At 66.0% G+C, this 22,950-nt stretch carries 20 protein-coding genes and 1 pseudogene; 9 read left to right on the forward strand and 12 right to left on the reverse strand.

The window, feature by feature from the left end:
• Nucleotides 1-176: 176 nt before the first annotated feature.
• From HNO81_RS06405 to HNO81_RS06430, 6 genes are read right to left on the reverse strand one after another with little or no spacing between them, the layout of a single operon-like run.
• Nucleotides 177-509, reverse strand: a complete 333-nt coding sequence (locus HNO81_RS06405; RefSeq protein WP_058267279.1) for a metal-sulfur cluster assembly factor — start codon at nucleotides 507-509, stop codon at nucleotides 177-179.
• Between the two features lie 15 nt (nucleotides 510-524).
• The gene (gene sufC, locus HNO81_RS06410) at nucleotides 525-1,319 is read right to left on the reverse strand and encodes a Fe-S cluster assembly ATPase SufC (protein WP_175317312.1); all 795 of its coding nucleotides are present in this window, start codon (nucleotides 1,317-1,319) and stop codon (nucleotides 525-527) included.
• Nucleotides 1,320-1,361: 42 nt separating this feature from the next.
• Nucleotides 1,362-1,718 carry a non-heme iron oxygenase ferredoxin subunit gene (locus tag HNO81_RS06415; protein ID WP_142133896.1) on the reverse strand — a complete coding sequence of 119 codons (357 nt, stop codon included), beginning with the start codon at nucleotides 1,716-1,718 and terminating at the stop codon, nucleotides 1,362-1,364.
• A gap of 17 nt (nucleotides 1,719-1,735) precedes the next feature.
• Entirely contained in the window at nucleotides 1,736-2,977 is a 1,242-nt protein-coding gene (sufD, locus tag HNO81_RS06420; protein WP_175317313.1) for a Fe-S cluster assembly protein SufD, read from the reverse strand.
• Nucleotides 2,977-4,440: a Fe-S cluster assembly protein SufB gene (gene sufB, locus HNO81_RS06425; RefSeq protein WP_175317314.1), complete on the reverse strand. Its 1,464-nt coding sequence runs from the start codon at nucleotides 4,438-4,440 to the stop codon at nucleotides 2,977-2,979. The genes sufD and sufB overlap by 1 nt, the downstream gene beginning before the upstream one ends.
• Complete coding sequence (locus tag HNO81_RS06430) at nucleotides 4,440-5,246, reverse strand: metalloregulator ArsR/SmtB family transcription factor (RefSeq protein ID WP_217509172.1); 807 nt, start codon at nucleotides 5,244-5,246, stop codon at nucleotides 4,440-4,442. The genes sufB and HNO81_RS06430 overlap by 1 nt, the downstream gene beginning before the upstream one ends.
• 161 nt (nucleotides 5,247-5,407) lie before the next feature.
• Between HNO81_RS06430 and HNO81_RS06435 the strand changes: the two genes are divergently transcribed.
• Genes HNO81_RS06435 through HNO81_RS06445 form a run of 3 tightly spaced genes read left to right on the forward strand, consistent with a single transcriptional unit; the run spans nucleotide 5,408 to nucleotide 8,092 of the window.
• Nucleotides 5,408-6,376 carry an ABC transporter ATP-binding protein gene (locus HNO81_RS06435; protein WP_175317316.1) on the forward strand — a complete coding sequence of 323 codons (969 nt, stop codon included), beginning with the start codon at nucleotides 5,408-5,410 and terminating at the stop codon, nucleotides 6,374-6,376.
• The gene (locus HNO81_RS06440; protein WP_175317317.1) at nucleotides 6,373-7,140 is read left to right on the forward strand and encodes an ABC transporter permease; all 768 of its coding nucleotides are present in this window, start codon (nucleotides 6,373-6,375) and stop codon (nucleotides 7,138-7,140) included. Before HNO81_RS06435 ends, HNO81_RS06440 begins: the two co-directional genes overlap by 4 nt.
• A 7-nt stretch (nucleotides 7,141-7,147) precedes the next feature.
• Nucleotides 7,148-8,092, forward strand: a complete 945-nt coding sequence (locus HNO81_RS06445) for a COX15/CtaA family protein (RefSeq protein ID WP_175317318.1) — start codon at nucleotides 7,148-7,150, stop codon at nucleotides 8,090-8,092.
• Nucleotides 8,093-8,148: 56 nt separating this feature from the next.
• Here the strand turns inward: HNO81_RS06445 and HNO81_RS06450 are convergent.
• Nucleotides 8,149-10,153 (reverse strand): annotated as a pseudogene (locus tag HNO81_RS06450) (solute carrier family 23 protein).
• Between the two features lie 129 nt (nucleotides 10,154-10,282).
• Nucleotides 10,283-11,242, reverse strand: coding sequence for a heme o synthase (locus HNO81_RS06455; RefSeq protein ID WP_175317319.1), 960 nt, complete (start codon nucleotides 11,240-11,242; stop codon nucleotides 10,283-10,285).
• Between the two features lie 518 nt (nucleotides 11,243-11,760).
• Between HNO81_RS06455 and tkt the strand changes: the two genes are divergently transcribed.
• From tkt to pgl, 6 genes are read left to right on the forward strand one after another with little or no spacing between them, the layout of a single operon-like run.
• The gene (gene tkt, locus HNO81_RS06460; protein ID WP_175317320.1) at nucleotides 11,761-13,878 is read left to right on the forward strand and encodes a transketolase; all 2,118 of its coding nucleotides are present in this window, start codon (nucleotides 11,761-11,763) and stop codon (nucleotides 13,876-13,878) included.
• Nucleotides 13,879-13,904: 26 nt separating this feature from the next.
• Nucleotides 13,905-15,020 (forward strand): transaldolase, encoded by a 1,116-nt coding sequence (gene tal, locus HNO81_RS06465; protein WP_175317321.1) that lies wholly within the window; start codon nucleotides 13,905-13,907, stop codon nucleotides 15,018-15,020.
• Nucleotides 15,021-15,025: 5 nt separating this feature from the next.
• Complete coding sequence (locus tag HNO81_RS06470) at nucleotides 15,026-16,657, forward strand: glucose-6-phosphate isomerase (protein ID WP_175317322.1); 1,632 nt, start codon at nucleotides 15,026-15,028, stop codon at nucleotides 16,655-16,657.
• A 15-nt stretch (nucleotides 16,658-16,672) separates the two neighbouring features.
• Nucleotides 16,673-18,232, forward strand: coding sequence for a glucose-6-phosphate dehydrogenase (gene zwf / locus HNO81_RS06475; RefSeq protein WP_175317323.1), 1,560 nt, complete (start codon nucleotides 16,673-16,675; stop codon nucleotides 18,230-18,232).
• Nucleotides 18,229-19,170 carry a glucose-6-phosphate dehydrogenase assembly protein OpcA gene (locus HNO81_RS06480; RefSeq protein ID WP_175317324.1) on the forward strand — a complete coding sequence of 314 codons (942 nt, stop codon included), beginning with the start codon at nucleotides 18,229-18,231 and terminating at the stop codon, nucleotides 19,168-19,170. The genes zwf and HNO81_RS06480 overlap by 4 nt, the downstream gene beginning before the upstream one ends.
• Nucleotides 19,160-19,978, forward strand: coding sequence for a 6-phosphogluconolactonase (gene pgl / locus HNO81_RS06485; RefSeq protein WP_175317325.1), 819 nt, complete (start codon nucleotides 19,160-19,162; stop codon nucleotides 19,976-19,978). The genes HNO81_RS06480 and pgl overlap by 11 nt, the downstream gene beginning before the upstream one ends.
• Here pgl and HNO81_RS06490 read toward each other — a convergent pair.
• From HNO81_RS06490 to pgk, 4 genes are all read right to left on the reverse strand, one after another.
• Nucleotides 19,931-20,326: an RNA polymerase-binding protein RbpA gene (locus HNO81_RS06490; RefSeq protein WP_175317326.1), complete on the reverse strand. Its 396-nt coding sequence runs from the start codon at nucleotides 20,324-20,326 to the stop codon at nucleotides 19,931-19,933. The two genes, pgl and HNO81_RS06490, sit on opposite strands and share 48 nt — an antisense overlap.
• A 135-nt stretch (nucleotides 20,327-20,461) precedes the next feature.
• Nucleotides 20,462-20,719, reverse strand: coding sequence for a preprotein translocase subunit SecG (gene secG / locus HNO81_RS06495; RefSeq protein ID WP_015937027.1), 258 nt, complete (start codon nucleotides 20,717-20,719; stop codon nucleotides 20,462-20,464).
• Nucleotides 20,720-20,767: 48 nt separating this feature from the next.
• Entirely contained in the window at nucleotides 20,768-21,583 is an 816-nt protein-coding gene (tpiA, locus tag HNO81_RS06500; RefSeq protein WP_175317327.1) for a triose-phosphate isomerase, read from the reverse strand.
• 133 nt (nucleotides 21,584-21,716) lie between these two features.
• Nucleotides 21,717-22,943, reverse strand: a complete 1,227-nt coding sequence (gene pgk / locus HNO81_RS06505) for a phosphoglycerate kinase (RefSeq protein WP_175317328.1) — start codon at nucleotides 22,941-22,943, stop codon at nucleotides 21,717-21,719.
• Nucleotides 22,944-22,950 lie beyond the last annotated feature (7 nt).

The following is a 22,950-nucleotide window of genomic DNA, read 5'->3' on the forward strand; positions in this document are numbered from 1 at the left end:
CCAAATACGTGCCCCGCCGGCATCGCAACACCCCTTCATGGTTTCGTTGCAATGACCGTATGAATCCGCCGAGGTCATAACGACATTTACGCAGCAATCGATGAGCCAACGACGACGGGCGGTTACCTTCCCCGTGGAAGGTAACCGCCCGTCGTCGTACTTACAGCAGTGGGAACTTAGATGTTGAAGCCGAGGGCCCGCATCTGGTCCTTGCCGTCATCGGTGATCCGCTCGGGACCCCATGGCGGCATCCATACCCAGTTCAGGCGCCAGTCGTCCACGACGCCGTCCAGGGCCTGGCCCACCTGCTCCTCGAGTACATCCGTGAGCGGGCAGGCCGCGGTGGTCAGCGTCATGTCGATCAGGAGCGCACCGTCGTCGTCGGAGTACTTCAGGCCGTACAGCAGGCCCAGGTCCACGACGTTGACGCCAAGCTCGGGGTCGATGACGTCCTTGAGCGCCTCTTCGACGTCCTCCAGGGCCGTGCGGCCCGGCGTGATTTCGGTCATGACTGTGAGTCCTTACTAGGCCTGTGCTGCGGCAGGAGCCGCGACGGTGGCTGCGCCGGCGCCCTTGGCGTAACGGTCGTAGCCTTCTTCTTCGAGGCGGTCGGCCAGCTCGGGGCCGCCTTCCTCGACAACCTGGCCGTCAACGAAGACGTGGACGAAATCAGGCTTGATGTACCGCAGGATGCGGGTGTAGTGGGTGATGAGCAGCGTGCCCATGTTGCCCTCGGAGTGTGCGCGGTTGACACCCTCGGAGACGATCTTCAGCGCGTCGACGTCCAGGCCGGAGTCGGTCTCGTCCAAGACGGCGAACTTGGGCTTGAAGAGTTCCAGCTGAAGGATCTCCACGCGCTTCTTCTCGCCGCCGGAGAAGCCTTCGTTGACGTTGCGCTGGGCGAAGTCGGCGTCGATGCGCAGCTTCTCCATGGCATCCTTGACGTCCTTGGTCCAGGTGCGCAGCTTGGGTGCTTCGCCGTCAATTGCGGTCTTGGCGGTGCGCAGGAAGTTGGTCATGGTGACACCCGGCACCTCTACCGGGTACTGCATGGCCAGGAAGACGCCTGCCCGGGCGCGCTCGTCAACGCTCATGGCCAGCACGTCCTCGCCGTCCAGCGTGATGGTGCCGCTGGTGACGGTGTAGCGGGGGTGTCCGGCGATGGTGGAGGCCAGCGTGGACTTGCCGGAGCCGTTGGGGCCCATGATGGCGTGCGTTTCGCCGGTCCTGATGATCAGGCTGACGCCCTTCAGGATCTCCTTGGTGCCCTGCTCGGTCTCAATGCTGACGTGCAGGTCCTTGATCTCAAGAGTTGACATGCTCTTCTTTCTTTTCGCTCGTAATTCTGATGCTGCGGGCGCTCAGTAGTTGTTTACTGCTGCGCCGTTCAAAACATTGGTGACGTCTACGTAGACGTCGTCCCCGTCGAGTTCGACGGCGAACACCGGGACAGGATCGTAGGCGGGGAGCTGCAGTGGCTGGCCGCTGCGCAGGTCGAACTGGGAGCCATGGCCCCAGCACTCGATCGCGCAGCCTTCCACGTCGCCCTCGGACAGGGAAATGTCCGCGTGCGAGCAGGTGTCTCCGATTGCGTGGATCTCCCCCATGGAATCCCGCACCACGGCTACCGGGTAGCCGTCGATCAGGATCCGCAGCGCCTGCTTGACCTGGATGTCATTGGCGCTGCAAACCAGCTCGCCCTTGGGTGTGCCGCTCATACGTTCCTGCCCGCCCTTTAGTTCTCGGATGCCGCGAGTTCGCGTTCCACAGCCTCGGTCAGGCGCTCTTCGAGGGCCGGGACCTTGATCTGCTGGATGATTTCATTCAGGAAGCCGCGGACCACCAGGCGGCGGGCAACATCCTCGGGGATGCCGCGGGCCATCAGGTAGAACAGGTGCTCGTCATCAAAGCGGCCGGTGGCGCTGGCGTGGCCGGCACCCTCGATCAGGCCGGTCTCGATTTCGAGGTTGGGCACGGAGTCAGCGCGGCAACCGTCGGTGAGGACCAGGTTCTGGTTCTTTTCGTAGGAGTCGGTGCCCTCGGCCTGCTTCTGGATCAGGACGTCGCCGACCCAGACCGTGTGCGCGCCCTTGCCCTGCAGGGCGCCCTTGTACAGGACGTTGGACTTGCAGTTGCCCACGTTGTGGTCCACGAAGGAACGGTGCTCCAGGTGCTGGCCGGCATCCGCGTAGTACAGGCCCAGGAGTTCGGCCTCGGCGCCTTCACCGGCGAACCGGACGTTGGAGTTCAGCCGGACGATCCTGCCGCCGAGCGTTACGGCGATGTGCTTGTACACGGCGTCTTTGCCCACCTCGGCGTCGTGCTGGGCCAGGTGCTTGGCCTCGCCTTCCCACATCTGCACGGAAACCACCGTGAGGTGGGCGCCGTCACGGACCAGGACTTCAACGTTGCCGTTGTGGTCTGCGGTGCCGTCGTGCTCAATGATGACCACGCCGCGGCTGTTGGCGCCGGCCTCGATGACGAGGTGTGAATTGCTGCGGCGGCCTGCTCCGTTGCCGGTGAGGACCAGGCGCACGGGGGCGTCCAGTTCCGCATTGGCGGGGATGGAAATCAGCTGGGCGTCGGCGGTATTGGCGGACGCCACGACGGCGGCGCGATCGGCCGGGACCAGCGTGGCCCCGCGGGGGGCCTCGCCGGAGCGGAGGGTCCGCTGGATCACGGCTGCGGGGGCTTCGATGCTGACGCCCAGGGCACCCTCCTCGGACGGTGAGTCGGCGAGGAGGTTCGCCAGTTCGCGGACCGGGGTGAAGCGCCACTCCTCTTCCCGGCCGTTGGGCAAGGCGAAGTCGGCCACGTCGTGGCTGGTGAGCCGTTCGGCGCGGGATGCCATGACCTGGGTGCCGTGGCTGTGGTGGCGGTCAACCTTGGCGGCGACCAGGTGTTCGCCTTCCTCGGTGAAACCGGCGATCGACGGTGCGCCGATGCGCGCCTTTTCGGTAGTTGCTTCGGCAGTCATTAACCGACGGATCCTTCCATCTGGAGTTCGATGAGGCGGTTCAGCTCGAGGGCGTATTCCATGGGCAGTTCGCGGGCGATCGGCTCAATGAAGCCGCGCACGATCATGGCCATGGCCTCGTCCTCGGGCATGCCGCGGGACATGAGGTAGAAGAGCTGCTCCTCGCTGACGCGGGAAACGGTGGCCTCGTGTCCCAGCTGTACATCGTCCTCACGGATGTCGATGTACGGGTAGGTGTCCGAGCGGGAAATGGTGTCCACCAGGAGCGCGTCGCAACGCACGGTGTTGGCGGAGTGCTTGGCGCCTTCGCGGACCTGGACCAGGCCGCGGTAGGCAGCACGGCCGCCGCCGCGGGCCACCGACTTGGAGATGATGGAGCTCTTGGTGTTGGGCGCGATGTGGACCATCTTGGAGCCCGTGTCCTGGTGCTGGCCTTCGCCGGCGAAGGCAATGGACAGGGTTTCACCCTTGGCGTGCTCGCCCACCAGGTAGACGGCCGGGTACTTCATGGTGACCTTGGAACCGATGTTGCCGTCAACCCATTCCATGGTGGCGCCGGCTTCGCAGATTGCGCGCTTGGTCACCAGGTTGTAGACGTTGTTGGACCAGTTCTGGATGGTGGTGTAGCGGACGCGGGCGCCCTTCTTGACGATGATTTCCACCACGGCGGAGTGCAGGGAGTCCGAGGTGTAGATCGGTGCCGTGCAACCTTCGATGTAGTGGACGTAGGAGTCCTCGTCGGCGATGATCAGGGTCCGCTCGAACTGGCCCATGTTCTCGGTATTAATGCGGAAGTACGCCTGCAGCGGGATGTCCACGTGGACGCCCTTGGGCACGTACACGAAGGAGCCGCCGGACCACACTGAGGTGTTCAGCGACGCGAACTTGTTGTCGCCCACCGGGATCACGGTGCCGAAGTACTCCTGGAAGATCTCCGGGTGTTCCTTCAGCGCGGTGTCGGTGTCCAGGAAGATGACGCCCTGGGCCTCGAGGTCCTCACGGATCTGGTGGTAGACAACCTCGGACTCATACTGGGCGGCCACGCCGGAAACCAGGCGGCTGCGCTCGGCTTCCGGAATTCCCAGCTTCTCGTAGGTGTTGCGGATGTCCTCGGGGAGGTCTTCCCAGGTGGCAGCCTGCTTCTCGGTGGAGCGGACAAAGTACTTGATGTTGTCGAAGTCGATGCCGGAGAGGTCTGCACCCCAGGTGGGCATGGGCTTGCGGTCGAAGTACTTCAGGCCCTTGAGGCGGAGGTCGAGCATCCATTCGGGCTCGCTCTTCTTGGCCGAGATGTCCCGGACTACCTCTTCATCGAGACCACGCCGTGCATTGGCGCCGACGTCGTTCTTGTCGGCCCAGCCGTACTCGTAGTTGCCGATGCCGTGGAGCTCGGGATTCTTCTCCAGAATCTCCGAGATCACAGTGTTTTCGGCTACTGCTTTCTCTGATAGTTGGTCCGTCATCACGGCCTTTCTTGCTGATGGTTGGTTACTTCGTCCAGGCCGGCGGGGGCTGCCGCCGGCACCGTGGCCGGCTTGGCAGACAGCCTGCCTGTGGGAATGTGGGTGGTGCAGACGTGGCCACCACGGGCCAGGGTGGAGAGGCGGCGTACGTCCACTCCCACCAGCCTTGAGAAGACTTCGGTTTCAACGTCGCAGAACACCGGGAAGCGGGCGGCGAGCTGCTGGATGGGGCAGTGGCCCTGGCAGAGCTGCACGCTGGAAAGCGCCGCGGGCAGGGGCGCCTTGGCCTCGATGGAGGCGGCTGAGGCTACGAAATTATCGCGACTCAAGGCTGCCGACAGTGCGGTGGCACGGTCCTGGATGTCCGGTCCGGCTTTCTCCATTTCGGGTGCGTAGCGCCGTTCCATGTCCGCGAACCGCTCTTCGGCGAAAGCCCGCACAGCGTCAGGTCCGGCCACCTTCTGCAGCTGCTGCAACGCCAGGGCTGCAATGTCCAGGTAGTCGTTGCCCAGGCTGGACTGGCCCTGGGAGCTGAGGACGTAGCGCCTGGCCGGACGGCCGGCGCCTGCGCCAGGCTTGGCTACCCGCTTGACCTCGATGACACCGGCCCGGGACAGGTTGTCCAGGTGGCGCCTGACGGCGGCCGGCGTGAACCCCAGCATGTCTCCCAGTTCGGCCGCACTGACGGGCCCATGTTCCAGGACGGCGGCAAGGACGCGGTCCCGGGTGCGCTCGTCTGCGTCTGCCACAGGACCGGACGCGGCGGGGCCCGGCCCGGCCACAGGCACAGCGGTAGCGTTGGTCATGGAATACACAACACAATCATGTCGTAATTTAGTCCCGCGCTCCAGTAAGGGCAGGCTGACCTTGGCTCCGCACGGTTTGTGACCGCTGCGGCGGCCCTGCCGCCCCCGGACTGCAACCCGGCCGGGACGGCACTTAATACTACATCCCGTAGAATACTGTGGTGCGATCCCCCCAGTCCCCCGCCCTGTCCATCCATGGACTCATCAAGGACGTAGGCCCCCTTTCCAGCCTTGACGGAAAGATGCTCAGGGTTGTCAGCGGCGTATCCCTCACTGCGGAGCGCGGGCAGGTCACTGCTTTGCTGGGCGCAAACGGCGCCGGCAAGACAACCACCCTGGAATGCGCGCAGGGCCTTCAGAAACGCACCGGCGGCAGCATCTCCCTGCTGGGCCAGGACCCCGACACAGCCGGTGCCGGCCTTCGCTCCCGCGTCGGTGTGATGCTTCAGGACGGCGGGCTCCCGCCGTCGGCACGGCCCATCCCGTTGCTGCGGCACATCGCCGGACTCTACGCCCGCCCCTGGCCCCTGGAGGACCTGGTGGGCAGGCTGGGCATCGATACCTTCAGCCGGACCAGCGTCCGCCGGCTGTCCGGCGGCCAGAAGCAGCGCCTGGCACTCGCCGCGGCCTTGATCGGCAGGCCCGAAGTGCTCTTCCTGGACGAACCCAGCGCCGGCCTGGACCCCCAGTCCCGCCAGCTGGTGTTCGACCTCATCGCGGAGCTGCGCGACGGCGGCATGGGAATCATCCTGACCACGCACCTGATGGATGACGCCCAGCGGCTGGCGGACTATGTCTACATCATCGACGGCGGCCGCAACGTCGCCGAAGGGACCGTCCAGGAACTGCTGCAGCGCAGCCCGGTGACGGGCCAGGCCGGTGGGCACGTCCGGACCCTGCTGTTCGAGGCGCCTGCCGGACTGGACCTTGCCGCCGTGCTGCCGGACGGCGTCGACGTTTCCGAAGCCCGCGCCGGCAGCTACGCCGTGACCGGCGCGCTGACGCCCCGCCATCTCTCCGCGCTTGCCCAGTGGTGGGAAGCCAACGGCATCATGCCGGCGTCGATGAGCCTCGAGGCGCGTAGCCTTGAAGACGTCTTTCTGGACATCTCGGGAAAGGACATCCGATGAGTACCGCAGCGATCCCGGAGACGCAGCAGCCGGCGTCCCTGCTGCGCCGCGTCCTCCTGCAGGGCAAATACGAAGCCCTGACCATGCTGCGGAACGGCGAACAGCTGATCCTGGCCGTGGTGCTGCCCCTGCTGGCTCTGGTTGGCCTGACGGTGACGCCCTTCCTGGACGGCATGGGCTCCAGCCGCATCAATGTGGCCGTCCCGGGGATCCTCGCTTTGTGCGCCATGTCCACGGCGTTCACCGGCCAAGGCATCGCCACTGGATTCGACCGCCGCTACGGCGTGCTCCGGTTCCTGTCCACCACGCCCCTGGGGCGCGGCGGCCTGATCGCCGGCAAGGTCCTCTCCGTCCTGGTTGTCCTGTGCCTCCAGGTGGTGGTGGTGGGCCTTGTTGCCTTGGCATTGGGCTGGCAGCCGACGGCGGCCGGCTGGCTTCCGGGGCTGGCGCTGCTGGCGTTGGGCGCAGCGGCTTTCACTTCACTGGGCCTGCTGGTGGCCGGAACCGTCCGGCCCGAAGCCACGCTGGCGATCACCAACCTGCTGTGGATCCTCCTCGGCGCCATGGGCGGGATCGTCATCCCGGCCGAACGGCTGCCCGCCGCGGCACAGGCCGTGGTCCATTTCCTGCCGTCCGGCGCCCTCGGTGAATCGATGCGTGCCGCATTCCTGGGCGGGGCCGTCAACGGCGGCGCCGCCCTGATCCTGCTGCTCTGGACAGTCATTGCCGGTGCCGCAGCCATCCGTTGGTTCAAGTGGAATTGAGATAATCGTGACCACCGCTTCACGCCTTCCCCAGCTTGCCGGCCGCCTGGCGTCGCGGCTTCCCCGCACGGTGGACGTCCGCATCCGCCGGCTCGCCGTCGCCTCCCTGATTGGCCAGACGCTTCTCGTGGTTACGGGCGGCGCTGTCCGCCTCACCGCCTCAGGCCTTGGCTGCCCCACCTGGCCCCGCTGCACGTCGGATTCCCTGGTGAACACCCCGGAGATGGGCATCCACGGCTTCATCGAGTTCGGCAACCGGCTCCTGACCTTCGCCCTTGCCGCCGTGGCCGCGCTCATGCTGGTCTACCTGTGGAACCTGCGGAAGGAACGCAAGGATCTCTTCCTGCTGGCCCTCGGCCTGCTGGCAAGTATCCCCGCCCAGGCCGTCATCGGCGGCATCACGGTACTCACCAACCTCAATCCGTGGGTGGTGGGACTGCACTTCCTGGTGTCAATGGCCCTGGTGGTGTTCTCCACCCTGCTGGTGAACCGTGCCTTCGGCCGCACCGGCCGCTTCCTAACCGGACGGCCCGCGGAACTGCCGGCCGTGCTGCGCCCGGTGACTGCCGCCGTCGCCCTGTTCTCAGCAGTGGCCGTCATGCTGGGGGTCGTCGTTACGGGTGCCGGTCCGCACGCAGGTGACGCTGACGCCCCCCGCAACGACCTCGACTGGGACCTGTTCTCCCACATCCATGCGGTACCGGCCTACCTGGTGACGGCGGGCACCGTGGTGGCGCTGGTGCTGGTCCTCCGGCGGCGCATCACCGGCCCGTTCCGGACGGCCGTCCTGATGCTCCTGGGCGTGACCGTCCTGCAGGCCATCATCGGCTTCACCCAGTATTACAACGGCATTCCCGCGTTGCTGGTGGCGGCGCACATGCTCGGCGCGGCCCTGCTCATGGCAGCGTCCACGAACGCCTGGGACATCGCCCGTTACAGCAGGGCGAAATAACCGCCTGTTCCGCAGGTCCATGTCAGGACCGGGGCGCCTCCTGTTAAGCCCGCTGGCTAGCGGCCGGCTGCGGCGACGCTGCCCTGGCGGCCGGCGTCGAAGCCTGGATCCAGGTTCTCGATACCGTCGGCGGAGACCTGGAAGACCCGGGCCGTGGCAATGTCGTAGAAAAGTCCCGTGGCCTGGACCGTCCCGTCGGCCAGCGCGGGGCCTGCCACCGGGTGCTCCTGTAGTTTTGCCAGTTGCACGGCCACGTTGACCATCGAGAGCTGGTCAACGGTCCCGTAGCCCGCTGCGGCGGCTTGCCTGCCCACGGGGTGCCCTGCCAGCAGTGCCGCATAGCTGGGCCGGGCATGGTCCAGCCACTGGTTGAACGCCGGGCCTAGGGAACTCTTGTCTCCGCCGCCGGCTTCCGCAAGGAGCGCGTTCATGGCACCGCAGTTGGTGTGCCCGCAAATGACCACGGACTGCACCCGCAGGCCGTTGAGGGCAAAGGACAGGGCCGACTCAATCGAGGCGTCCCGCCCGTCGCTGCACACCACGTTGCCGATGTTCCGCAGCGTGAGCAGATCGCCGGGACCGCTGCTGGTGATCAGGTTCGGGTTGACTCGGGAATCGACGCAGGCCACGAACAGGCTGTCAGGGTTCTGGCCTTGCGTCAGGTCATGGACCAGCGGACGAAGGTGGTGGGCAAACCGGCGGTGGTACTTGTTGACCCCCACCAGCAGGGGTTCCTTCCGCGGCGGGAGCGGCAGTTCGGTGGCTTCCTCGCGCCTGGGTGCCTGGTGACCGGCATTTTGGAAAACGGTGTTGCCATGCTCCTCTATGCTCACGGTGCCGCCGGTGGCGTGGTGTTGCAGCTGCCAGGCGAGCAGGGCTTCACGGAATGCGTGGTCGACGTAGTCCGCGTTCAGCTCCACCACCACGTTCCTGCCGGCCGGTACAACCTGGAGGACGGGGTTGAGTTTTGGCAGCGCGAAACGCGAGGATCCAAACCCCATGCAGCACCGCGGACGTGCGCGTGGCCGCGCCCGCTTCCACGTTGGTGGCGCTGCGCACGATCACACCCGTCACCGGCAGGCCGCCCAGCGACCCGGAGAGGATGTTTGCCGTGCCCTGCCCAATGAGCTCCCGGTTGAGGTTTGTCCGCGGACCCGTTTGCATCTTGTCCACGGACACCGCGGACAGAAGGGACTCGATACTGGCGATCAGCGCCATGGTCATGACGGCAAACGCGAAGGCGCGCCAGTTTCCGTCAGGGAGCTGCGGCAAGGCGATGGCGTCGACGATGGACCCGTCCAGGGAGATGCGCTCAACACCGGGGGCAAAGGCCACGGCCAGTGCGGTTCCTGCCGCGACGGCGGCCAAGGGCCCGGGAATCCGCCGGATGGCGGCGGGCAGGAACTTCCAGCACAGCAGGATCGCCACGACGGCCAGCCCCAGCAGGGCCGCGTGCAGTTCGAGGTTGGTAATGGCCGCCGGGAGTCCGGCGAGGTTCTCCAGGGCGGATCCGGCAGGCCGGGACCCTAGAATCACGTGCAGTTGCTGCAGGATGATGGTGACGCCGATTCCGGCGAGCATGGCCTTGACCACTACGGGCGACACCGCCAGGGCGACCCTTCCCACCCGGCTGAAACCCAACAAAAGCTGGACGACGCCGGCGGCCGCGGTAATGGCGCAGGTCACCTGCCAGCCGAATTCCTGGACGAGGCCGGCCACGACGACGGTCAGTCCGGCCGCCGGTCCGCTCACCTGGAGGGGTGAGCCACCGAGGCTTCCGGCCACGATCCCCCCGATGGTGGCGGCGATAAGTCCCGCCATGATGGGCGCCCCGGAGGCCGCTGCAATCCCCAGCGAGAGCGGGAGTGCCACCAGGAACACCACCAGCGATGCCGGCACGTCGGCGCCAAGGTGGGCGATGAACGGAGGGCGGGACAGGAACCGCCGGCGGCCTCCGCCGCCTCCTCCGGGCGGGCTGTGGCTGGGGGCGGAGACGGCAGGGGGACGGGCTTCCATGGGGATTCCTTTGGTCGCGGGAAGGGTCCGCTCCACCGTAAGCATCCAGTCACCGGCATTGACAGTTAAAGTGATGGATATGACAGACATGTCATATCCGTCCTGTCGGCGGTTAAAACACAACGGCGGCTCCTGCCTGACGCAGGAGCCGCCGTCGCGGCAGGACCGGGGTGGCTACCCAGGCATCACAGCGCTTCCCACGAAGGGGTCCACCGCAAGGGCGATAAAGAGAAGCGTCAAGTAGCTGATGGAGCCGTGGAACACCTTCATGGCGCGCTTATCGGAAATATCCTCGCGGTGGGCACGGGAGTAGAGCGCATGGGATTCATAGAGGAACCAGGCGCCCGCGGCGACGGCCGTCACCGTGTATACCCAGCCCGCGCCGCCGGCCGGGATCATGAGCAGCGAGGAGGCCACCATGGCCCATGCGTACAGCACCACCTGGACAGAAACCACCTTGGCCCCGGCAATGGCCCCAAGCATGGGGACATTGGCATTGCGGTAGTCCTCGCCGTAACGCATGGACAGCGGCCAGTAGTGCGGGGGCGTCCACAGGAAGATCACCAGGAACAGGATGACGGCAGGCCATTCCACGGAGTTGGTGACGGCAGCCCATGCGATCAGCACGGGGAAGCAGCCGGCTGCACCGCCCCACACGATGTTCTGCGCCGTGCGGCGCTTGAGGATCATGGTGTAGATGACCACGTAGAAGAAAATGGCACCCAGTCCCAGCCACGCGGAGAGCGGATTGGCGCCGAACCAGAGAATGACGATGGCGGCGGCACCCAGCAGCCACGAGAAGACCAGTGCTTCACGGGGCGTGACTTCACCGGTGACGAGCGGCCTGTTCTCTGTCCGGTGCATCAGCTTGTCGATGTCCCGGTCGATGTAGCAGTTGAACGCGCCCGCGCTGCCGGCAGCGAAAGCGCCGCCCACCAGGGTGGCAAGGATCAGCCCGATGGACGGGAAGCCCCGCTCGGCGTAGATCATGGTGGGCAGCGTGCTCACCAGCAGCAGTTCAATCACGCGCGGCTTAGTGAGGGCGAGATACGCCTTGGCCTTACGGGCAAACCCGATGCCGGAGGCCCGGGATGCGTTCAGCGGCGTATCTGTTGTGCTCACGGTGGCAGTCACCCGTTCTGTGTGGCAGTTGAGGCTGGCAGGCAGCTCCGGTCGTGCGGCCCAGGACCCGGGCACGGCACTTAAGGAAGGAAACGCTTCACGTGCGTGCAACAGCCGGGACACCCCGGGCGGCAATAGCGCGCACACCCGGTGTTGGCCTCCAGATATCATACCGCGCCACAGGCCCTGCCCCCGCCCCGCCATATGCGCAATTGATTGGTCGCGGGCCCATTCGAGCAGATTAACTCACCAGTCCGGAATGGTTATTCACAAAAGGGGAAATTGCGTCCAAAACGTGAGATTTGGGCCGCCCGCACAATGGATAAGAGCTAAGCTGTCACCAGATCAGCACGCAGCAACAGAGCGGTGGAAAACGCATTCCCGCAGCTGTCCGTGACTGAATGCAAGGATCAACGTTTCGATGGTGAACGGCTGGTACACACCGCAGCGGGCGCCACACAGCGCGCCCTTGGCCGGACCGGTGTACAGCCGCAACCAGCACAGAGAGGGGCCCGGTTTTCGTGCCACATTTGGAAGAGCAAGAACTGTCATGGACCAGCTTGGACCAGCGCGCCGTGGACACCATCCGTGTCCTCGCCGCGGATGCAGTGGAGAAGGTGGGCAACGGCCACCCCGGAACTGCAATGAGCCTGGCTCCCGCCGCTTACCTTCTCTTCCAGAAGCTGATGCGCCATGACCCACGCGACCCGCAGTGGCTTGGCCGCGACCGGTTCGTCCTGTCCCCCGGCCACACATCCCTGACGCTTTACATCCAGCTTTTCCTCTCCGGCTACGGACTGGAACTGAAGGATCTTGAGGCGCTGCGCACGTGGGGCTCGCTCACCCCGGGCCACCCCGAATACAAGCACACCGCCGGTGTGGAGATCACCACCGGCCCGCTGGGCCAGGGCCTGGCATCCTCGGTGGGCTTCGCCTACTCCCAGCGCCGCCAGCGCGGCCTGTTTGACGCCGACGCCCCCGCCGGCGAGTCGCCGTTCGACCACACCATCTGGGTCATCGCTTCCGACGGCGACCTCCAGGAAGGCGTCACGGCCGAGGCTTCCTCGCTGGCCGGCCACCAGGAACTGGGCAACCTCGTTGTGATCTACGACGAGAACCACATCTCCATCGAGGACGACACGGACATCGCCTTCACCGAGGACGTCCTGAAGCGTTACGAGGCCTACGGCTGGCACACCCAGCGCGTGGACTGGACCCGGACCGGCGAATACAAGGAAGACGTCCAGGAGCTCTACAGCGCCCTGCTCGCCGCCAAGGCCGAAACGTCCAAGCCGTCCATCATCTCGTTGCGCACCATCATCGGCTACCCCGCCCCGAAGAAGCAGAACACCGGCAAGATCCACGGATCCGCGCTGGGCGCCGAAGAGGTGGCAGCACTCAAGGAGGTCCTGGGCTTCGACCCCGCCAAGTCCTTCGAGGTGGACCAGGAAGTCCTGGACCACGCCCGCGCAGTGGTTGAGCGCGGCGCCGCCGAACACAAGGCCTGGGAAGAGTCCTTCAACGCCTGGCGCGAAGCCAACCCCGAAGGCGCTGCACTCCTCCAGCGCATCGAGGCTCAGGAACTTCCCGACGACGTTGACGCAGCCCTTCCCGTTTTCCCGGCGGGCAAGGATGTCTCCACCCGCGCGGCCTCCGGCAAGGTCCTCAACGCCCTGGGCCCGGTCATGCCCGAACTGTGGGGCGGCTCCGCCGACCTGGCAGAGTCCAACAACACCACCATCGAAGGCTCCCCGTCCTTCGTGCCCGCGGGCAAGCAGACCGAGGCCTGGTCCGGCAACCCCTACGGCCGCGTCCTGCACTTCGGTATCCGCGAGCACGCGGCTGCGTCGATCGTGAACGGCATCAGCCTGGCAGGCAACACCCGCGCGTTCTCCGGAACGTTCCTGATCTTCAGCGACTACCAGCGTCCCGCCATCCGCCTTGGCGCCCTGATGGGTGTCCCTTCGCTGTACGTCTGGACGCATGACTCCATCGGCCTGGGCGAAGACGGCCCCACCCACCAGCCCGTGGAACAGCTCGCATCACTGCGGGCCATCGTGGGCCTGGACGTGGTCCGTCCCGGTGACGCGAACGAAGTGGCAGCAGCCTGGAAGACCATGCTGGAAAACCACGCCAACCCGGCAGGCATTGTCCTGACCCGCCAGAACATCCCCACCTGGGAGCGCGGCGAAGGCGACGCCGACGGCGACACCTTCGCTTCCACCGCAGGCGTGGCAAAGGGCGGCTACGTCCTGGCCGAGGCGTCGAAGGACGGCGCCACGGTTCCGGCTGACGTGATCCTGATCGCCACCGGCTCAGAGGTCCAGCTGGCCGTCCAGGCCCGCGAAGCCCTCCAGGCGGACGGCATCGCCGCCCGTGTGGTGTCCATGCCCTGCGTTGAGTGGTTCAAGAAGCAGGACGCCGCCTACCGCGAGTCCGTCCTGCCCGCAGCCGTCAAGGCCCGCGTCTCGGTCGAGGCCGGCCTGGCCCTGGGCTGGCGCGAGTTCGTCGGTGACGCCGGCCGCTCCATCAGCCTGGAGCACTACGGTGCCTCCGCGGACTACAAGCGCCTCTTCCAGGAGTTCGGCATCACGGCGGAAGCAGTAGCCGCCGCCGCCAAGGACTCCCTCTCCAGCCTCCAGGCCTGAAACTTCATCTTTTAGGAGATACAACAATGACTACTCCCACCCAGCAGCTCTCCGAAGCCGGCGTCTCCATCTGGCTCGACGACCTTTCCCGCGGACGCCTCGAAACCGGCACCCTCCGCAAGCTCATCGAGGAGAAGAACGTGGTTGGCGTGACCACCAACCCGTCCATCTTCCACGCCGCGATCACCTCCGGCACGGACTACGACCACGTCATCGCCGCAAAAGCAGCCGAAGGCGCCAGCGTCGAGGACACGATCTTTGAGATCACCACCACCGACGTCGCCGACGCCTGCGACCTGTTCGCCCCCGTTGCCGCAGCTACCCGGGGTATCGATGGACGCGTCTCCATCGAGGTCGACCCGCGCCTGGCCTGGGACACCGCAGGCACCATTGCCGAGGCCAAGCACCTCTACCAGCGCGTCAACAAGGACAACGTCCTCATCAAGATCCCGGCAACGCTCGAAGGCCTTGAAGCCATCACGGCCACCCTGGCCGAAGGCATCAGCGTCAACGTCACCCTCATCTTCTCCCTGGAGCGGTACCGCGCGGTCATCAACGCCTTCCAGTCCGGCCTGGAGAAGGCCAAGGAAAACGGCCACGACCTCTCCAAGATCCACTCCGTGGCGTCCTTCTTCGTCTCCCGCGTGGACACCGAGATCGACAAGCGGCTGGACAAGATTGGCACCGACGAGGCCAAGGCCCTCAAGGGCAAGGCCGGCCTGGCCAACGCCCGGCTTGCCTACCAGGTCTATGAGGAACTCTTCGCCACCGAACGCTGGGCCCTGCTGGCCGACGCCGGCGCACTCCCCCAGCGCCCCCTGTGGGCTTCCACGGGCGTGAAGGACCCGGCATACCCGGACACCCTGTACGTCACCGAACTCGTAGCTCCCGGCGTGGTCAACACGATGCCGGAAAAGACGCTGGACGCCACCTTCGACCACGGCGTGGTCACCGGCGACACCGTCTCCGGCACCTATGATGAGGCGAACGCAACCCTGGACGCCCTGGAGAAGCTCGGCGTCGCGTACAACGACGTCGTCGCACTCCTCGAAACCGAAGGCCTGGACAAGTTCGTGGCCAGCTGGAAGGAACTGCTGGCCGACGTCGACGGCGCCCTCGCCTCTGCACGAAAGGCTTCCTAACCCATATGAGCACTCTCAGCTACGACGCCACCGGCGCTGCCCAGCAGGCGCTTGAACAGCACCTGCCCGCCCTCGTCGAGGACCGGATCGCCACCCGGATCTTCGCGAAAGACCACACACTGTGGGGTCCGGACGCCGAGTCCGAGTCCGCGGTCCGCCTGGGATGGGTGGAAGCCGCAACGGTCTCCCAGCCCTTGGTCAAGGACATCCTGGAACTCCGCGACGCCCTTCGCTCCGAAGGCGTCACAAGGATCGTGCTCTGCGGCATGGGCGGATCCTCGCTGGCTCCCGAAGTCATCGCGGGCACGGCCGGCGTCGAGCTGACAGTGCTGGACAGCACGGACCCGGACCAGGTCCGTGCTGCCCTGGCGGACCGCCTCGCTGCCACCGCCATCGTGGTCTCGTCCAAGTCCGGTTCCACCCTGGAAACGGATTCCCAGCGGAGGATTTTCGAGCAGGCCTTTACCGAGGCCGGCCTGGACGCCAAGAGCCGCATCATCATCGTGACCGATCCCGGCTCGCCGCTGGACAAGGCTTCACGCGAAGCAGGCTACCGGGCCGTCTTCAACGCCGATCCCAACGTAGGCGGCCGTTACTCGGCCCTGACCGCGTTTGGCCTGGTCCCCTCGGGCCTGGCCGGAGTGGACATCCAGGCATTCCTGGATGAAGCCGAGGAAGCCGCCGAAATCCTCAACGAGGACGCGCCCGAAAACATCGGGCTCGCCCTGGGCGCCGCGCTCGGTGGGACCAACCCGCTGCGGAACAAGATTGTGATTGCCGAGGACGGATCCGGCATCGTTGGGTTCGCTGACTGGGCAGAACAGCTCATCGCCGAATCCACCGGCAAGCTGGGAACAGGCGTCCTGCCCGTTGTTGCCGGCCCGCAGTCTCCGGAGGTTACCTCCGGCGCCCCCGACGTCCTCGTGGTGCGGCTCGTCGCCGCGGACGCCGACGTCGAACTTGGCGGGAACCAGGTGGCCATCGCCGGCGGCCTTGCCACCCAGATGATGGTGTGGGAGTTTGCCACCGCTGTTGCCGGGCGCCTGCTGGGGATCAATCCGTTCGACCAGCCCGACGTCGAGGCCGCCAAGGTGGCTGCGCGTGGGCTGCTGGACGCACAGCCGGAACCCACCCCGGCAGCTTTCGTTGACGGTGCCATTGAGGTGCGCGGCGGCGAATGGCTCGGTGATGCTGACACCGCAGAAGGAGCCGTCAAGGCCCTGCTGGGCACTCTGGCCGCCGACAGCTACCTGAGCGTCCAGGCGTACTTCGACCGGTTGGCCTTCGCCGGACTTGAGGGCATCCGGGACGAACTCGCCTCCGCCACCGGACGCCCGGTGACGTTTGGCTGGGGCCCGCGCTTCCTGCACTCCACCGGGCAGTTCCATAAGGGCGGACCGGCCATCGGTGTGTTCCTCCAGGTCACCGCGGCTCCCGCGGAGGACCTGGGCATCCCGGACCGGCCGTTCACCTTCGGTGAGCTCATCACCGCGCAGGCTGCAGGCGACGCCCAGGTCCTCGGTGAGCATGGCCGTCCCGTGCTGCGCCTCCACCTCACCGACCGTGCCGCCGGCGTGGCCCAGCTGCAGGACGTCGTCGCTGCACTGTCCACCCGGGCATCCGCAACCGAAAGCTAAGGCGCAAAAGCAACCATGCCAGAAACTGAATACGGCAGGAAGGGCGCGGGCCGCGGGCGTAATCCGCTGCGTGACCCGCGCGACCGCCGTTTGAACCGGATCGCCGGACCCTCCTCGTTGGTCCTCTTCGGGGTGACGGGTGACCTTGCCCGCAAGAAGCTGATGCCTGCGGTGTACGACCTCGCCAACCGCGGGTTGTTGCCGCCGAGTTTCGCGTTGGTGGGTTTCGCCCGCCGGGAGTGGGACAAGGAGGATTTCGCCGCGGAGGTGAAGGCCTCCGTCCAGGCCCACGCCCGCACGCCGTTTGATGAGGCTGTGTGGAACCAGCTCTCCGAGGGCATCAGGTTTGTCCAGGGTGAGTTCGACGACGACGCAGCCTTCGAGCGACTCGGCGAAACCATCAAGGAACTCGACGACGTCCGCGGCACCCGGGGAAACCACGCGTTCTACCTTTCAATCCCACCGAAGGCCTTCGAGCAGGTCTGCCGCCAGCTCTCCAAACACGGCCTGGCACAGGCGGACGGCGACAAATGGCGGCGCGTGGTGATCGAGAAGCCGTTCGGACACGACCTCGAATCCGCCCGGCAGCTGAACGACATCGTGGAGTCGGTGTTCCCCCCGGACGCTGTCTTCAGGATTGACCACTACCTGGGCAAGGAAACGGTCCAGAACATCCTGGCGCTGCGCTTCGCGAACCAGTTGTTCGAGCCGCTGTGGAATGCCAACTACGTGGACCACGTCCAGATCACCATGGCGGAGGACATCGGTACCGGTGGCCGCGCCGGATACTACGACGGCGTGGGTGCGGCCCGCGACGTCATCCAGAACCACCTCCTGCAGCTGCTCGCCCTCACGGCGATGGAGGAGCCCATCTCCTTCAACGCCGACGACCTGCGGGCGGAAAAGGAGAAGGTGCTGGCCGCGGTCAAGCTGCCGGAAGACCTCTCAAGCCATTCGGCGCGGGGACAGTTCACGGGTGGCTGGCAGGGCGGCGAGCAGGTCCTGGGCTATCTGGAGGAAGAAGGCATTCCTGCCGATTCCACCACGGAAACCTACGCTGCGGTCCGGGTGGACATCCACACCCGCCGCTGGTCCGGCGTTCCGTTCTACCTCCGCGCCGGCAAGCGGCTGGGCCGCCGGGTGACGGAAATCGCGGTGGTGTTCAAGCGCGCACCGAACCTGTTGTTCCGCGACCATGGCGAGGACGACTTCGGCCAGAATGCCGTGGTGATCCGTGTCCAGCCCGACGAGGGCGTGACCATCCGGTTCGGATCCAAGGTCCCCGGCACCCAGATGGAAGTCCGGGACGTGACCATGGACTTCGGGTACGGGCACTCGTTCACCGAGTCCTCCCCGGAAGCCTACGAACGCCTCATCCTGGATGTGCTGCTGGGCGAGCCGCCACTGTTCCCCCGCCATGAGGAAGTGGAGCTGTCCTGGAAGATCCTTGACCCGTTCGAGGAATACTGGGCATCACTGTCCGAACAGCCCGAACCGTATGCCCCCGGTTCCTGGGGCCCGGCCAGCGCCGATGAACTGCTGGCCCGCGACGGACGAACCTGGAGAAGGCCATGATCGTAAACCTGCCCGACACCACCACCTCGAAGGTCTCCAAGAAGCTCATGTCCCTGCGCGAGCAGGGCGGGGTGATCGCGCTGGGCCGGGTGCTGACCCTTGTGGTGGTCACCAAGTCCGGGCTCGAGGAAGAAGCGATCGAGGCCGCAAACGACGCATCCCGTGAACACCCGTGCCGGATCATCGTGCTCGCCGATGCCGGGAAGGACCACGCGGACCGGCTCGACGCGCAGATCCGGGTTGGCGGGGACGCCGGCGCGTCTGAGGTCATCGTGCTGCGCGGCTACGGCGAACTGGCACGTGAATCGGAGTCCCTGGTGGCCGCGCTGCTGCTCCCGGACGCTCCGATCGTGGCCTGGTGGCCCCACGGCGCACCCGAGAACGCCTGCGAAACCTCCATCGGGGCGATCGCGCACCGGCGCATCACCGATTCCGCGAATGAACCCGACCCCCAGGCCGCCCTGGAGCGGATCCACCGGACCTACAAGGCTGGGGACACCGACCTCGCATGGACCCGTCTGACAAACTGGCGCATCCAGCTTGCAGCTGCCCTGGATGAGGTGGACTCGTCGCCCGTGACCGCCGTAGCGGTCGAGGGCGCCTCGGACTCGCCGTCGACCATCCTGCTGGCCGCCTGGCTGACCTTGACCCTGGACGCACCGGTGACCATCGTGGCGGACCCCGCCGGAACCGGCATCCGCCGGGTCCGGCTCAGCCGTCCCGGCGGGGACGTCCAGCTGTTCCGCCCAGGCCTGTCCATCGCCGAACTCACCCAGCCCGGCCAGCCGGCGCAGCGGATCTCCCTGCCGCGCCGGAGCCTGCGTGACTGCCTCGCCGAAGAACTCCGCCGCCTGGACCCCGACGAAGTGTTTGGTGAAGTGATTACTATTGGACTGCCACGAACCAACCTAAGGAGCGTCCGACCCAGTGAGCGGTGACCCACGCGTAAGCATCCATCCTGATTCGTCCGTCCTGATGGCAGCCATCGCGGCGCGCCTGATCACCAAGCTTGTTGATATCCAGGACAAGTACGGCGAAGCCACGGTGGTGCTCACCGGGGGGACCGTGGGAATCGGCACGTTGAAAGCTGTAGCGGACTCCCCTGCGGCGCCCGCCGTCGACTGGTCCAAGGTCAATTTCTGGTGGGGTGACGAACGCTTCGTTGGTTCTGCGGATCCGGAGCGGAACACCAAGCAGGCTTTTGACGCGTTGCTCTCGCACATCCCGGTGGACCCGCAGCGGATTCATTCGCCGGGCTCCGCCGATGATTTCGAGACGCCTGAGGAAGCTGCGGAAGACTACGCGCGCCAGTTGCGGGACGCAGCAGCAGCTGAACACGCTGCCGACATGTCCGATGACAGGCCCGAAGAGCCTTCCTCGCTGCCCCGCCTCGACGTGGTGCTGCTGGGTGTGGGTCCTGACGCGCACATCGCTTCGCTGTTCCCGGAGCAGGGTGGTGTCCGCGAAAAGGAACGGACCGTGGTTGGGGTGCGGAACTCCCCCAAGCCGCCGCCGCTGCGGGTCTCCTTGACCCTGCCTGCCATCAACACGGCTGCTGAGGTCTGGATGGTGGTGGCCGGTGAAGACAAGGCCGGCGCCGTGGGGCTTGCCCTGGCCGGGGCGAATCCGGTTCAGGTCCCTGCGTCGGGTCCCCGGGGAACGTCCCGCACCCTGTGGCTCATTGACGAAAACGCAGCCTCACGTGTCCCGGAGCAGCTGGTCCGGAAGGACGCCGCGGGCGCGTAGCTTTTCCAGCGCTCCGGCCAGGACGTCTTCGGCGTCCTGGCCGGAGCGCCGTTCTTTAACGTATTCCAGATGACTCTTGTAGCCGTCGTCAAAGGGGTCGTCAGGGGCTGCTGCCTGGCCGTCCCGGGAAGCAGTGGCGCCGCACCGGCGGCAGTCCCAGGTCCGCGGGATCTGGTCTTCGGGCATTTTCAGGAACACGGGCTGGGTCTCGTGGCCTTTGGCGCACCAGTAGGACACCCGGATGCGCGGAAGGGGCCGCGACGATGATTCGTTGGACTGGAGGGTTGATCCGGAGCCCGCGACAACTCCGGCACGGGTTCCGCGAAAGCCTGACGCTGGATGGATCATGAAAACTCCTGCCTCGAAGCGGACGCCGGAGCCCTGCAGCTTTAAAAACTGTGGCTGCCGGGTGAACCGACAGCCACAGTTTAAGTGCCCGGGACGGGCAGCGGGAGGGCCACAGGGCCCTATCCGGCGGATTCCTTAGGAGTCGCCGGCCCCGCTGAACCGCATGATCAGGCCGAGGGCAATAATCACGATGCCCCAGGTGACACCCAGGATGATGGTGAAGCGGTTGAGGTTGCGCTCTGCCACGCCTGAGGAGCTGAGGCCTGAGCTCATGCCGCCGCCGAACATATCGGACAGCCCGCCGCCGCGTCCTTTGTGCAGCAGGATCAGGAGCGTCAGCAGGAGGCTGGTGATGCCCAGGAGGATCTGCAGAATGACATGAAGAACGTCCACGACGGCCTTTCGAAAGTTGGGATTGCGGGAGCGTGTGCCGGTGCCGGACTAATCCGTAACCAGGTGGCTCTCGAACCTGACAATATTAGCAAACTCGGCCGGGTCCAGGCTGGCGCCACCCACCAGGACACCGTCGACGTCCCGTTCCTGCAGGATGGCGGCGGCGTTGTTGGCCTTGACCGAGCCACCGTACAGCAGGCGCGTCTTGCCGGCCACGTCGGCGCCGAACAGGTCCTGGAGCTCGGCCCTGATGGCGGCGCACATTTCCTGCGCATCCTCCGGTCCGGCCACTTCGCCGGTGCCGATGGCCCAGACGGGTTCGTAGGCAACCACCAGTTCGGCTGCCTGCTCGTTGGTGAGGCCTGCCACCCCGGCGCGGAGCTGCTGGAGCGTGTGCTCCACGTGGGTGCCGGCCTGGCGGATTTCCAGTCCTTCGCCCACGCAAAGGACAGGGGTAACGCCGTGCTTGAAGGCGGCCTTGACCTTGGCATTGAGGACGTCATCGGATTCGTTGTGGATGGTGCGGCGTTCACTGTGGCCCACCAGGACGTAGGCGCATCCGAGCTTGTTCAGGAACTGCCCGGAGATGTCACCGGTGTAGGCACCCGAATCGAACTGCGACAGGTCCTGGCCGCCGTAGGCGATCTGCAGGTCGTCACCCTGGACGAGGGTCTGCACCCCGCGGAGGTCGGTGAACGGCGGGAAGACAGCCACCTCGACGCGGCTGTAGTCGTGCTTTGCGTCGGACAGCGTCCACGCCAGCTTCTGCAGGAGCGTGATGCCTTGCACATGGTCCATGTTCATTTTCCAGTTGCCCGCGATGAAGGGCTTGCGGTCGAAAGCGCCGTTCGTTGACGTAGTCACGTAATCTCCAAAAAGTTCTTGATATGTGTTCGGCCGGCAGGCTGCGATGGCAACCTGCCGGCCGGAGGACTGCGAAGTCCGTTACTGCCGGACCGCAGCGGTGGGCATGCCCGCCCGCTTTACCGTCCTGGTCCTAGCGGTCCAGAACGCTGAGGCCGGGGAGCTCCTTGCCTTCGAGGTACTCCAGGCTGGCGCCGCCGCCGGTGGAAATGTGGCCGAACTGGTCGTCACTGAATCCCAGGGTGCGTACTGCCGCGGCGGAGTCGCCGCCGCCTACCACGGTGAACCCGCCGGTCTCCGTCAGCGCCTGCGCGATGGCACGGGTGCCTGCGGAGAATGCCTCAAACTCGAAGACACCCATGGGGCCGTTCCAGAAGACGGTCCGTGCGCCCTTGATGCGCTCGGAGAACGCGGCAGCGGTATCGGGCCCGATGTCCAGTCCGATGCCCTGGGCACCAAAGCTGCTGCCCTCGATGGCGTCGGCCGGCACTGTCTGGTGCGCGGCGTCGGCGGCAAACTTCTCCGCCACCACAACGTCCGTGGGGACCACGAATTCGGTTCCGGCATCCGCGGCACGCTTCAGGTAGTCCTGGACCACCGGGATCTGGTCCTGTTCAAGGAGGCTGGAGGCGACCTTGTGGCCCTGCGCTGCCAGGAACGTGAAAAGCATGCCGCCGCCCACCAGGATGGTGTCAGCCTTGCCGATCAGGTTGTTGATGACGGCGAGCTTGTCCGAAACCTTGGAACCGCCCAGAACAACCACGTAGGGCCGCTGGGTGTCCGTGGTCAGCTTCCGAAGGACCTCGACCTCGGTGTGCACCAGGTCGCCCAGGTACGACGGCAGCCGGGTGGCGACGTCGTAAACGCTGGCGTGTTTGCGGTGGACGGCGCCGAAGGCATCATCCACGTAGGCGCCGTTGCTGCCGGTGAGTGCCACCAGTTCGTCGGCGAACGCACCGCGCTCGGCGTCGTCCTTGCTGGTCTCCCGGCCGTCGAAGCGGACGTTCTCGAGGACGAGGGCTTCACCGTCCTGCAGGGATGCAGCGGCTGCCTTCGCGGCGCTGCCGACGGTGTCGGCGGCCAGGGTGACCTTGAAGTCCGCCAGTTCGGCGAGGCGGTCCACTGCAGGGCGCAGGGAGTACTTGTCCTCAGGAGCGCCCTTGGGGCGTCCGAGGTGGGCTGTTACCAGCACGCGGGCACCGGCGTCCGTGAGCTTTGCCAGCACTGGGAGCGAGGCCTTGATGCGGCCGTCGTCAGTGACTGTAGAGCCGTCGAGCGGCACATTCAGGTCACTTCGAACCAGAATGTACCGCCCGCGGACACCTTCAGCGATCAGTTCGTTGAGGGTGTGTGATGTCATGTGTCTA

Source organism: Pseudarthrobacter sp. C4D7 (genome assembly GCF_013359725.1).
GTDB lineage: Bacteria > Actinomycetota > Actinomycetes > Actinomycetales > Micrococcaceae > Arthrobacter.

What these genes read in the sequence shown, in the direction of transcription:
- zwf (WP_175317323.1), top strand. Translation starts at nt 16,673, where the DNA reads ATGCCAGAAACTGAATACGGCAGGAAGGGCGCGGGCCGCGGGCGTAAT.
- HNO81_RS06440 (WP_175317317.1), top strand. Translation starts at nt 6,373, where the DNA reads ATGAGTACCGCAGCGATCCCGGAGACGCAGCAGCCGGCGTCCCTGCTG.
- HNO81_RS06480 (WP_175317324.1), top strand. Translation starts at nt 18,229, where the DNA reads ATGATCGTAAACCTGCCCGACACCACCACCTCGAAGGTCTCCAAGAAG.
- HNO81_RS06470 (WP_175317322.1), top strand. Translation starts at nt 15,026, where the DNA reads ATGAGCACTCTCAGCTACGACGCCACCGGCGCTGCCCAGCAGGCGCTT.
- HNO81_RS06430 (WP_217509172.1), bottom strand. Translation starts at nt 5,246, where the DNA reads ATGACCAACGCTACCGCTGTGCCTGTGGCCGGGCCGGGCCCCGCCGCG.
- tal (WP_175317321.1), top strand. Translation starts at nt 13,905, where the DNA reads ATGACTACTCCCACCCAGCAGCTCTCCGAAGCCGGCGTCTCCATCTGG.
- pgk (WP_175317328.1), bottom strand. Translation starts at nt 22,943, where the DNA reads ATGACATCACACACCCTCAACGAACTGATCGCTGAAGGTGTCCGCGGG.
- HNO81_RS06490 (WP_175317326.1), bottom strand. Translation starts at nt 20,326, where the DNA reads ATGATCCATCCAGCGTCAGGCTTTCGCGGAACCCGTGCCGGAGTTGTC.
- sufB (WP_175317314.1), bottom strand. Translation starts at nt 4,440, where the DNA reads ATGACGGACCAACTATCAGAGAAAGCAGTAGCCGAAAACACTGTGATC.
- sufD (WP_175317313.1), bottom strand. Translation starts at nt 2,977, where the DNA reads ATGACTGCCGAAGCAACTACCGAAAAGGCGCGCATCGGCGCACCGTCG.
- HNO81_RS06415 (WP_142133896.1), bottom strand. Translation starts at nt 1,718, where the DNA reads ATGAGCGGCACACCCAAGGGCGAGCTGGTTTGCAGCGCCAATGACATC.
- HNO81_RS06405 (WP_058267279.1), bottom strand. Translation starts at nt 509, where the DNA reads ATGACCGAAATCACGCCGGGCCGCACGGCCCTGGAGGACGTCGAAGAG.
- sufC (WP_175317312.1), bottom strand. Translation starts at nt 1,319, where the DNA reads ATGTCAACTCTTGAGATCAAGGACCTGCACGTCAGCATTGAGACCGAG.